This is a genomic window from Okeania sp. (assembly GCF_983059655.1).
On the sequence record NZ_CEZPJD010000023.1, the window covers coordinates 14,176 to 25,885 of the forward strand.

Annotated in this window: 8 protein-coding genes; 2 read left to right on the plus strand and 6 right to left on the minus strand. The window is 32.5% G+C overall.

Annotated elements, in window-relative coordinates; all coding sequences use genetic code 11:
• Nucleotides 1–119: 119 nt before the first annotated feature.
• A complete protein-coding gene (locus tag AC3DU7_RS02990) occupies nucleotides 120–2,057 on the minus strand; it encodes a type ISP restriction/modification enzyme (RefSeq protein WP_488037882.1) in 1,938 nt (645 codons plus the stop codon).
• A gap of 624 nt (nucleotides 2,058–2,681) precedes the next feature.
• Here AC3DU7_RS02990 and AC3DU7_RS02995 point away from each other — a divergent pair.
• Nucleotides 2,682–3,923, plus strand: coding sequence for a M16 family metallopeptidase (locus tag AC3DU7_RS02995; RefSeq protein ID WP_488037883.1), 1,242 nt, complete (start codon nucleotides 2,682–2,684; stop codon nucleotides 3,921–3,923).
• Nucleotides 3,924–4,237: 314 nt separating this feature from the next.
• On the opposite strand, the gene AC3DU7_RS03000 is transcribed toward AC3DU7_RS02995, so the two are convergent.
• Both AC3DU7_RS03000 and AC3DU7_RS03005 read right to left on the minus strand, forming a co-directional pair.
• Nucleotides 4,238–4,516, minus strand: a complete 279-nt coding sequence (locus AC3DU7_RS03000) for a hypothetical protein (protein ID WP_488037884.1) — start codon at nucleotides 4,514–4,516, stop codon at nucleotides 4,238–4,240.
• 134 nt (nucleotides 4,517–4,650) lie between these two features.
• Nucleotides 4,651–4,800 carry a hypothetical protein gene (locus tag AC3DU7_RS03005; protein ID WP_488037885.1) on the minus strand — a complete coding sequence of 50 codons (150 nt, stop codon included), beginning with the start codon at nucleotides 4,798–4,800 and terminating at the stop codon, nucleotides 4,651–4,653.
• A 728-nt stretch (nucleotides 4,801–5,528) separates the two neighbouring features.
• Between AC3DU7_RS03005 and AC3DU7_RS03010 the strand changes: the two genes are divergently transcribed.
• Nucleotides 5,529–6,077 (plus strand): DNA-binding protein, encoded by a 549-nt coding sequence (locus AC3DU7_RS03010; protein ID WP_488037886.1) that lies wholly within the window; start codon nucleotides 5,529–5,531, stop codon nucleotides 6,075–6,077.
• A gap of 206 nt (nucleotides 6,078–6,283) precedes the next feature.
• On the opposite strand, the gene AC3DU7_RS03015 is transcribed toward AC3DU7_RS03010, so the two are convergent.
• The 3 genes from AC3DU7_RS03015 to AC3DU7_RS03025 form a co-directional block, all read right to left on the minus strand.
• Nucleotides 6,284–7,630: a PDDEXK family nuclease gene (locus AC3DU7_RS03015; protein WP_488037887.1), complete on the minus strand. Its 1,347-nt coding sequence runs from the start codon at nucleotides 7,628–7,630 to the stop codon at nucleotides 6,284–6,286.
• A gap of 77 nt (nucleotides 7,631–7,707) precedes the next feature.
• The gene (locus AC3DU7_RS03020; protein ID WP_488037888.1) at nucleotides 7,708–8,643 is read right to left on the minus strand and encodes a hypothetical protein; all 936 of its coding nucleotides are present in this window, start codon (nucleotides 8,641–8,643) and stop codon (nucleotides 7,708–7,710) included.
• A gap of 752 nt (nucleotides 8,644–9,395) precedes the next feature.
• Complete coding sequence (locus AC3DU7_RS03025) at nucleotides 9,396–10,691, minus strand: glutamyl-tRNA reductase (RefSeq protein WP_488037889.1); 1,296 nt, start codon at nucleotides 10,689–10,691, stop codon at nucleotides 9,396–9,398.
• Between the last annotated feature and the right edge of the window lie 1,019 nt (nucleotides 10,692–11,710).

Below are 11,710 nucleotides of genomic sequence, written 5' to 3' on the forward strand. Positions count from 1 at the left end.
GCTTCAGAAAATGCAAATATGATTTCTCTTTCCTAATATTCAGAAAATTACTCATCTCCCCTCCGGTTGTTATGCGCTTCAGAAAATGCAAATATGATTTCTCTCTTCCCAATACGAAATTATGATTTGTCGGTAGTTTCCATTTTCTGAATAATTTTCATAGTTTCGACACTAACGGTACAAACTTTTTGTAGTAAGTCAATAACTGTTTCTTTATAGTCGGCAAAACTATAGGTATTAAATTTTTCAGCGATGGTTTTGTCTCTGGGTTTCTTTTCTTTGTATTGGTCTAATACCCATTCCAAAGCACTGCGGTTTCCGAGGCGATATTCCCAGGCAATTTTGGGAATTTTTTCTAATGTGGTGAGGGTATCTATTAATATTTTGTCTTTGGTTTTGTCTGCTTTAAGTTTTGGTTTTGGAGTGGGTTGGTTGTCGGTGGTTGGTAAGTCGATGCGAGTTAATGGATAAGGTTTAATAGTTTCATAGTTGATGTGTAAGTCGATTAATTTTTTGCCCCATTTTACCCACTGTTGAAAATTTTCATAGAAGGGGAGGCGGGGAAATTCTCGTTTGAGGTTTTGTTCATATTTTTGTCGGTAGATGGGGTGATGTAAGACGGCGTAGGTGTAGTGGAAAATGTCTAGTTTTTTGATTTTTTTATTGTTGTAATGAATTTGGAATTTTTGGAGACTCCAGTCGGTAATATTTTCTTGGCGGTTTCCATTTTCGTCGTAGTAGTAGAGAGTTAATATTTGAGAACCTCTTGAACCTATTCCACCATCGCAGATAGTATTTGCAGCTTGAACAACAAAGGGAACTTGCTTGTGAATTGTTAAACAAATTGCCGTGTTATCTTTGCCAATAGGAAAAATTTGTTCCTGTTGATATAGCCTATGTACAATAATTCTGGCACAATAAAAGTATTTTTTTGTAAACGGACGCCAAGTTGACTTTACTATAGAATTAGGATTGTACTCCAAGGCAGAATTTTTGATTAAGTGTTCTTCTAGTTCAGCAGTCCATTTAATTTTCCTATCAACAAAGTCATTAATTAGTTTTTTCTTATTTGACTGATGCCATCTGTTTTTTTCACGATCATAAAAGTTACAAAAAAACTTGATTTTTTTTGCTAGTTGCTGCGAGTCGAAGTCATACAACCATTCATCTCTATTTGTTGCTATTCCTAACGTAAATATTTTAAATATTGCTGTTTCGTCTGCTTTACTTTTAGCAAGTTTAGTATTTTTATCAGCTATAGGTAGTAAACTATCAAAGTCATTCTCTGTGAGATTTATCCAGTTATTATTTTTGTCTGGTGTAATATGTTCAAACGAAATATTAGCAAATTTAGTAGCAGCTAAAAATTTAAGCTTATTCTCTCTTAATTCGTGAACATTAAATGGATGACTGTAATATATTCTATTTCTTGTTGTTTGTTCTTGACTATCTTTAACCAAAAAGGATATAGCGATTCCTGTCATAGCAGATTTTCCAAATATAGTATGTTTTTCTCCGATAAAAATACCATCTCTACCTGAAATAGCTCTGACATCACCCCCCAAGTCAAGAAAATAAGCATGAGAAAATTCTTCACTTATCACTTTTCTAAACCCATCAAAAGAACTAGCATCTAAACATGAAGAGTTAGTTATAAAACAAATTATTCCTTGTTTATCTAATCTATCTGTTGCCCACCTAAAAAAACGAGAATACATATCATAAACTTTTGTCTTTTGTGCTCTACTTTCTTGAACATAAGTATCTTTAATTCGTTTATCAATTCCTGGATACGCGCGATTCTTATTATTATCATTTTCATTAGCTTGATTTGCATTATAAGGAGGATTACCAATAATCACAGAAATATCACAATCATTTTGCCGTTTAATCCTCTCAGTATTCTCCACAGTCATCGCAAATAAATCTAACTGCTTATACTCAAACGAACTATGGTCTAAAGTATCAACAAAACAAATATTATTAAACTCCTCATAACTCCCCATTTTCTGCTGATAAGTATATTCAATATTCAAATTTGCAATGTAATAAGGCAAAATTGCTACCTCATTACAAAAAATCTCATTCTGATACTTATGCTTCAACTTCTTCTTTGGCAAATATTCAATCAACTCCGTGACAAACTTAAAACCTCTACTCTAAAGTAATTTCAGCTTATTATTTAACTTCATCAGTTACCAACTCTTTGTGAAATTAGCTATGATACTTAAAATGAACAATGGCAAAACATTTGTGTAAGTTATTGTTCAATATACCAGTTTCAAAAAACAAGTATTTGTGTAAAATAAACAGTGTATTTTGAATAGACAAGGAGTACCCAAAAAACTACAGAAAAATCAAAGTGTAACTCAATAAACATCTCCAGAAAAGAGAGAGTAGGGAGTAGGAGGAAAGAATCGATCATTTATATGCGATAATTAATCTTATTTTCTATTATTAGAGACGTCTAATGGTAAAAACACAAAAAAAATGAATAGGGTCTTCGGATCTTACCTAACTCTTGACTACTGACTAATAGCAATCACCGAATCAGATGTGAGAATTTTATTGCTTCTGTGTTTCCTATTCCCTGTTCCCTATTCCCTATTGCCTATTGCCTAAAAATCTACAATATCTCACAACTCAAATAAGATTTCTAAATATTGAAAATTAAAAAATTAATGATTAAAAAGAATATAGATAGAAAAGTCCTGAATAATGGCATAGTCGTCATCACAACAGAAAATAAGACAGCGGATATTATTTCAGCCAAAATATTCTTACGAATAGGTAGTCGCTATGAACCGAGAGAACAGGCAGGAATCTCTCACTTATTAGCAGCAGTATTAACCAAAGGAACAGATAAATTATCCTCTCTAGATATTGCCCATAAAGTTGAATCAGTAGGAGCAAGACTAGGTACAGATACAACCACAGATTATTTCTTACTGAGCATAAAAACAGTATCTACAGACTTTGCAGATATATTTCAATTATCAGGAGAAATAATTAGATATCCATCATTTCCAGAAACAGAAATTGAACTAGAAAAACGAATTACTATTCAAAGTATTCGCTCTCAACTAGAACAACCTTTTACCGTAGCATTCTCTCAATTACGAGAAATGATGTATCAAAATCATCCTTATGCTTTATCAACTTTAGGTACAGAAAAAACAGTTTCTCAAATTACCCGCGCCGATCTTCAAGAATTTCATCAAACTCACTTCCGTCCAGATAATATAATCATATCTATAGTAGGCAATATTACCAACACCAAAGCAATTAATTTAGTTGAACAAACATTAGGAGATTGGCAACAACCAGAAACACCCCCGATAACCTTAAACTTACCAACTCTAACTCCCCAACCATCAAAAGCAACAACATACCAAGAAACTCAACAATCAATTATTATGCTTGGTTATTTAGCCGCAAATGTTAATAGTTCTGACTATGCTCCTCTCAAACTAATTAATACTTATTTGGGCAATGGTTTATCAAGTCGCTTATTTATTGAACTGAGAGAAAAACGAGGTTTAGCTTATGATGTATCTGCCTTTTATCCTACCCGTATAGATATCTCCAACTTTACAGTTTATATAGGAACCGCTACAGAAAATACAGCGATCGCTAAAGCAGGATTAAGAGAAGAAGTGGAGCGCTTAGTGAATAACCAACTTAATTCAGAAGAGTTACAAGTCTCCAAAAACAAATTATTAGGTCAATATGCTTTAGGTAAACAAACAAACTCACAAATTGCTCAAATTTTAGGATGGTATGAAATTTTAGGTTTGGGTATGGAATTTGATGCCAAATTTCAAGAAAATCTGACAATGGTAACAGCTGCTGAGGCACAAGAAGTTGCTAGTAAGTATTTCATTGAACCTTATATTTCAATTGTTGGACAGAAAGAAGATTGAGAATCACAATTGCTATAATTTTAGCAAAAAAAAGCTTGCTATTTAATATCAAAGTTAAGCGATTAATTAGAACAAATAAATATATTAGACATCTCCAGAAAAGAGGGAGTAGGGGAAAATAATTGATAATTTATGTGCGATAGTTGATTTTATTTTTTATTATAGGAGATGTCTATTAGGAATATATGAACCAAACAAAAGTTTGAATTATGCTCTATCAATAGGCAGCTTGAAAAAAGAAATTTTAGTAAATATTTTGGATAAAGAGGCAGATGAAGCTGCAAAATAGCAAAAACAAAAAAGAAGAGATACAGTTAGTATTGTTTTAAACCAATAGGCTCACAAAGGCTTTCCCTATCCCTATACTCAAGACTAGCCCACATTCCATTAGTGCATAACCCTTGATGTTCTTTTAAAACTAACTCCATTTCGTCTTTAAGTGAGGAGTATTTCACAATGTTTGATTTCCAGTAAAACTCAGGGTTTGATTTTTTGAACTCGTAGAGTTTTTGTTTCATAGCTACATTAGTAACTACATCACCTTGATATTTGTAGAATTTTTTATTTAACTTCTTCAAGGCTACTATTACCACACCTTCAGGTATTTCTGCACTACTCCAGTTACTAATATCTTGACTTAACTGTAAAACGTTTATTGCGCTTCTAAATGAGATTTCTTTAGTATATCTACATTGACTGAGATAATTTATTGCCCAATAATAAGCTCTTAAACATTGATCAGAAAAAGATTTTTATCAATGCTTTCACTGTCGTGTTTTTCTACTTGCTCATCTAAACCATAAACTTTTATATCGGGATTTATCTTTAAAATTGTAGTTATTTGTGCTTTTAATTGTTGATAATTAATTTGTTCCATTGTTATTTTTTATTGTGAAAATCAACACATATTTAATTAAAAATCTAGCTAATTTTTAATTTTGAGCCGTAGGCTATTAAATTAAATAGTATACCGGAACTTCCCCTTTGACAAAACAGCACAATGTATGCTGTACAAGAAATACGTTGGATTGTCTACCTGGATTTACTGGCTACAACAAAAAAGGAGTAACAAATCAGGTAAAAACTTTTCGTTGGGATAAGCTTTTCAGCAAATCTCTCTCCGGAAAAAATTAATGATTAGAATAGGCTGTTAAGATACTGACTAACGATATAGTCGCCTGAATATTTTGTTGTTAATCTTCTGAACTACAAGGCTAACTGGAGAAGCGCATCTTTCAGAAGAATATCGCCTAAAACTATTGTCAAGCAGGAGTGACAGGTAGTTGGTTATCCCTCCAGGGCTGGGTGATAAATTATCAAAAGACTGATATACAAAAGCTTTAGCTTTTTTTTGCATTTTAAGAACTGAAAGCTTTTCGGTTGCTAAAACTGCAAAAAGTTAGATTTTGGGCAGACACACAACGGCAGAAAAATCTTGTTGGGAATCTTTTATCTTACTCCTTTCTGCACACTCTGTTTTTTTCAGAAAATCCCAGATTAACAAAAACATTTTTATCTGAGGCACCCAAATGTATAATTTTGTAACTTTTGTATTATTTAGTATTATTCTGCTATACGCAATAGTAAAATATATAATTAAATCTTATGTTTGTTGGCACTACTGAAGCAGCTTCTCTATTAAGTATTTCTGCTCAACGAGTCCGAGTTTTACTCAAGGAAGGTCGGATTCAAGGCGCTCGGAAAATAAATGGTCGAACTTGGGGAATTCCTCTGTACAAAGGAAAACCAAGAGTCTCTGGTAGAAAACGTGGCCCTAAACCCAATTGGTTGCCTCTGCGCCACTGTGGTAAAAATACTCTTCATTTTAATCGGCCTAACATAGAGAAAAATCGAAAGCTCAAAAAGGTCGATCCTCAAGCTAAATATGAGTATGTACTTTCTGCCCAACGTGGCTCTGAGATTTTAGGTAAAGGTCACGAAGTGGAGATTCACGGTCCTTGTCGGATTGTTTATCGACCAGAAAAACCTCATAGTTGTGGAGCCACTGTGTGGATTGAAACTTTGGCAACGGCCACAGTGTTTAATCTTGATGGCACAGTGGAGCGAGTTGATAGTAGATGGGTTTGGGAAGAAGAGGAGATGTGGAAAATTAATAAGAAAAATATTGAGGAATTAATTAGCATTTCTGTTTAAGCTGTCAAATTTTCTGCATCATCAACTAATATCTTTTTTCTCAAATTACTAAATTAGGTGATTTTTGATTAATCTTGAATACAAACTAAATTGCGGGTAAATTTTGCTATATTACATCATCCCGTCATCTGTCTCTTTTGGAGAATATTTTTAAATCTTTAGTTGTCATACATAACATAAATTTTTTGAGCAAAAAGAGTGTGATTTTACTGGCTATTTTTTTTCTGAAAAATGGTTTTCTGATTTATCTGATAATTCCAAGTTTTGATAGCCAAATCAACATACCAACCCAAATGTGTAGGAGTTTGTGTTTTATATGACTCCCACCAAGCTCTATCTTCATCAGTAATAGTTTCTGATGTCACACCTTTTAAAACATACATTAGTAACCAGAATGTCGGATTATTTTGATATGAATTAACGATCTGGTTTAATACTTTTTTAGACTTTTTATTAGATGTTTGGGCTACTCTTTTCCACTCCTCTAATTTAGCTAAGTCTTGAGTGTAACGAAAAGTCACGTTACCTAAATATAAATTCGCTCTACTCCACTTTAATTTACCATCTCTACCATAAGCAGCTACTTCTGAATTAATATCAGGTGTATTTTTATTATTAATAGTTCCTTTAGTTGATACTAACCACTCAACAATAGAATCATTAGATAAAGGATTACTAGCATCTTTTAAAACAAATCCAAATCTTTCTACTGGTCTATCTGACTTTGTATCTACAGATGTCGGTAACCACAGAAATAAACATACATTTTTTCCAGGAGTATTTGTTATTTCTGCTAACTTTTTATGATTTTTTCCTTCACCTGTTCCATACAATACTTTTTTATAGCTAGTGCTAACCATCTCTTTAATTTTTGGTTGACCAATTAATTGATTTCGTAAAGCTTGAAAATCTTTCTCGTATTTTTTATCTAGTCTCAAATAAAATTCAAAAGCAAAGCTAGTTAAACTTTTACTATAAGATTCAGAGTTTAAAATTTTTCCTGGGAAGCCAAATATAGGATAAGGAATATCATAAGTTTTTCCTGAAAGATTAAATTGAGCAACATCTCTACTCTGTTCAATATCAATTGAAAACTCCCACAAACAAAAATCATTCTCAAATTTAGAAGCTTCTTTATCTGTATAATTATCCTCATGGAAAGTAGGAGCGATCGCTATTAATTTCACAGGTAACGAATAATCTATTTGTTCTGCAAAAGGCTTTTCTATCAGTAAAGCTTTCCTATACCGAGTAAGCTGAGAGATTAAACCCCTATCCTCTTCATTTTTTAACTCAATTATCACAGGTTCCTTAACTGATTTAATAGAGCATAGTAAATCACATCTTTGCGTATTAATAGTATGCTGACGCTTAATCAAAACTAAGCCTGGGAAAATTTGGTTAAAATTTTCCTCTATATAATTTTCTAAATCTTCTTCTGACTGAAATTTAATTTTGTCATTGATCAAGACTAAATTACGAGTAGACTTTGCTACCTTCTCATCCCGCTTTTTCTCAGCTTCAGTTAAATGTTTGGCTTTTAAATATGGCATAAACTTCTTTATAAGAATAAGAATGTGTAAATTATACTTCTCATATTACTTACTATTTTTAAGATTAATTAGCGAATTTACTTAATTCCGTAATTCCAAGTTTTAACAGCTAAATCTACATACCAACCTAAATTGTTAGGGGTTTTATTTTTATACGAATTCCACCAAGCTCTATCTTCATCACTCATAGCATCTGGTGTCACACCTATTAACAGATAGGTTAATAAGGAAAATGTATTATATGAACCTATGGAAGCAAAATTTAAATATTGATTAGGTTCACACCATTTTGCCATTCTATTTTTATTAAATGATAGTTCTTTATATTTCAAATCAACTGTACCTTTTGTACAAACTATCCATTCAACTTTAGAATCATCAGATAATAGTATTTCATTTGCAGCCAAAACAAATCCAAATCTTGTAACTGGTACTCTAATATTAGTTCGTACTGCTGTTGGTAACCACAGAAATAAATTAACCCCATTACCAGTATTCGTTATTTCTGCAAGTTTTTTATTAGTTTTGCCATCCCCTGTACCATATAATATTTTTCTGTAGCTGCCACTCACCATTTCTTTGACTTTTGGTTGGGATAAAAATTTTAACCTGAGCTTTTCAAAACTTTGACGAAATGGTTGGTCTAATCTAGAAACAAAGTTTCCTATAAAAGCAGGTAAGTTACCATAGTTAAGTTCAGTGTTTAATATTTCTCCTGGCAAACCAAATATTGGGTAATTCAGATCATAAGTTTTACCGCACAGTTTAAACTTTCCTTTTGTTTCCTGGTTTTCAATACTAAACTGCCACAAATAAAAATTATCCTCAAATTTAGAAGCTTCTCGATCTGTATAATTGTCTTCGTGAAAAGTTGGAGCTATTCCCACCAAATTTACAGATAATGAATAATCTATTTGTTCTGCAAAAGGCTTATTTATTATTAAAGCTTTCCTATACCGAGTCAGTTGAGATATTAAACCCCTATCTTCTTCATTTTTTAACTCAATTATCACAGGTTGCTTTTCTAATTTAGTTTTACATAATAAATCACATCGCTGTCTGTCAATAGTATATTGTCGCTTAACTAAACATAAATCGGGAAATATTTCCTCGAAATTATCTTCTATATAATCCTCTAAATCTTCTTCTGACTGAAATTTTATTTCTCCTCCTAAATATGATAGATAGCTGGCGATTTTCTTTTCTTATTTTATCGTTCCACTTTTTTCCTGATGCTGTTAAATCTTCTCTTTTGAGATATGGCATAAATTGACTTATAAGTATTTAACTAGATATGGTATTTCATTAGATTTTCCCACATTTGTCACCTACACCTAACAGGAAATATGAAGAACACTAGAATCTTCATCCTCAGAAGCACCACAAAAAACAGGAAGAGGATAAGAATTGCAGGAAAAGAAAAAATGATAAGATAAATATAATAGGCGTTGTTTGCCCCTACGCATGACTTTTTATTCAACCTGCTAAATATTTATAAGGAGCGATCGCATCATGACTAGGCAGGCTCACGGGGTGACCATAGATAGTCATCCAAGAGTTGAGATAAAAGATGAGTATTTTCATTTTGTTAAGCACAAAAAAATCAGTAAAGAGATTAAAGATTGTAAAGAAAGAAAAAGATGATAAAGTAAATATGGTAGGTGTATTTTGCCCCTGCACATGATTTTTTTTCAACATAAAAAGACCGGAAAGATTAAAGATAGAGTATGCCACGCACACCCTACCTAACAAACCCACCAAGTAACTAAACAACTTTCCCAGAATTAATTTCTTGTTCTAAATTAAACAAAAGTTTTAAAGTATCCATTGCATGACGCCTCGCCTCAATATCCTGTTGTGCCCGTAACTGAACCATCGGGTCATGCAAAATCTTATTCACAATACCCCTAGTCAAAGCCTCAATTACCTCTTGATGTTTTTCCGCAAATTCTGAACCTAAACGAGATAAAGCTTTTTCTAATTCCTGTTCCCTAATAGTCTCTATTTTTTGTCGTAAAGAATTAATAGTCGGAACCGTCTCTAAACTTCTCCACCAAACATCAAAAGCTTCTACCTCTTCCTCCAATAAAACCTCAGCTTCCATAGCGATCTGCCGACGACTTTCTTGATTTTGGGCAACAACCGCCTTCAAATCATCCACATTAAAACAACAAACATTTGGCAAATCACTCACATTCGTAGCAATATTACGAGGAACAGAAATATCCACTAACATCAAGGGTTGATTAGGAGCTAAGATTGCTTCTAATTTGGCTTTATCTAAAATTGGTTGAGTTGCACCAGTGCTAGTAAATACCAAGTCAGAATTAGCAATAATCTGACCTATTTCTGACATAGAATAAACTTTTATATCTGCATCCTTAAAACTATTTGCTAAATCCTGAGCACGTCCGATAGAACGATTAATAATTGATATTTTATTTGCACCTTTAGCTAATAAATGTTGCACAAGTAACTTTGACATTTTACCAGCACCAACAATAGCAACTCGGTAATTAGATAAATCCTCTAATTTCATCTGAGCTAATTCCACCGCTGCCGAACTAATAGAAACAGCACCAGTACCAATACTTGTTTCCGTCCTCACCCTTTTTCCAGCAGTTACAGCTTGCTTAAATAAACGATTAAGAATACGCCCAATACCTTTATATTGTTGTCCGAGTTTATGAGTTTGTTTAACCTGAGCTAAAATTTGTCCTTCTCCTAATACCAAACTATCTAATCCAGCCGCCACTCTCATTAGGTGCATAATAGAATCTTCATGGAGCAACATGAATAGGTGAGGACGCAGTAAATTTAAAGGTATTTTACTAGAATCAGAAAGAAACTGAATTACTTCCCGAATACCAGGCTGCATTTCATTAGTAACTACATAAATTTCTAAACGATTACAGGTACTAAGAATGCCAACTTCTTGAGTATAAGTTCCACCACATAATTGAGTAATGGAATTTTCTATTTGTGTTTCTGGAATACTTAGCTTTTCTCGAATTTCAACGGGAGCTGTTTTGTGACTAAGTCCTACAACTGCAATATTCATATAATTTTTTTTGTTATTTTTCGTTATTTGTAAACAGAATTTTAGTATTGATGATTTTCCTATAATTCTAGGAAAATAGCTGTCAATAATTGTAAGCATTCAGCGATGTATCTGTCAGCTAGCCTCCTGCGGAGGAACTGCGGACTTCAGCAACAAGACTCTCTCCTTAAAGACAGTGTATAAATTAAAATAGACTTTAAGAGCAAGGAAGCCAACTTTATTTAATAAGAGAATTAATAAAGCTTTTATCCTAGACTAAAAGCAATAACTGATCGCTGACGGCTGTTTGTGCATTATTACGGAGGAAATGCTTACTAATAATTGATAATTTGACAAGAATTTTTGATCCTTCCGAGAGTTGTACATTTTTATTTACATACAGCAGGAATTTTTTCTGATAATTAAATACTCAGAAAAGTAATACTTGATAAGCTCAGAGCTGATAGTTGGTTAATTAAATTAAAAAGATGAAGGAGAAATTGATCTCATTTCTGCATCTAATCAAAAATTATTCAAAGAAAGGAGGCAAGTTTGATAGATAACTAAAATTTTGTTATCTAAAATATTGAATTGAAGACCTACTGTTCAACTAAACTTATTCAAACTTATTCAAGGATTTAAAAGTCTAGTCATTCGTAGTGGATCAAGCATTACAGAGTTAAACTGCAAACCCTTTATGTATGCCCCAAAAACATTGGGAATTACTTTTCTAATAAAATTAAACGCTCCATTAACATCAGCATTTAATAACTTATTATCTCCTATTTTATACAATCCACAATCGCTATTCTTTTTCCTTGAAATACCGGTTTTGACTCACAATATTTTAGTAATTTATCTATCTAAAGAACTTGATTATGATAAACCCGTATTCTTCGGTAATTATTACCGAAAAATTGTGGTTTAAAGCCTCCCCTTTTAAGGGGATAATAAAGAAAAATTTTCATTATTAGTCAATCCTCTTTTTTCAAGGAGAGGTAATTATTCATTATTCATTATTCATTATTCATTATTCATTA

Excerpts from the sequence above, each read along its gene's own strand:
- AC3DU7_RS02995 (WP_488037883.1), top strand. The coding sequence starts at position 2,682 with ATGATTAAAAAGAATATAGATAGAAAAGTCCTGAATAATGGCATAGTC.
- AC3DU7_RS03005 (WP_488037885.1), bottom strand. The coding sequence starts at position 4,800 with ATGGAACAAATTAATTATCAACAATTAAAAGCACAAATAACTACAATT.
- AC3DU7_RS03010 (WP_488037886.1), top strand. The coding sequence starts at position 5,529 with ATGTTTGTTGGCACTACTGAAGCAGCTTCTCTATTAAGTATTTCTGCT.
- AC3DU7_RS03015 (WP_488037887.1), bottom strand. The coding sequence starts at position 7,630 with ATGCCATATTTAAAAGCCAAACATTTAACTGAAGCTGAGAAAAAGCGG.
- AC3DU7_RS03025 (WP_488037889.1), bottom strand. The coding sequence starts at position 10,691 with ATGAATATTGCAGTTGTAGGACTTAGTCACAAAACAGCTCCCGTTGAA.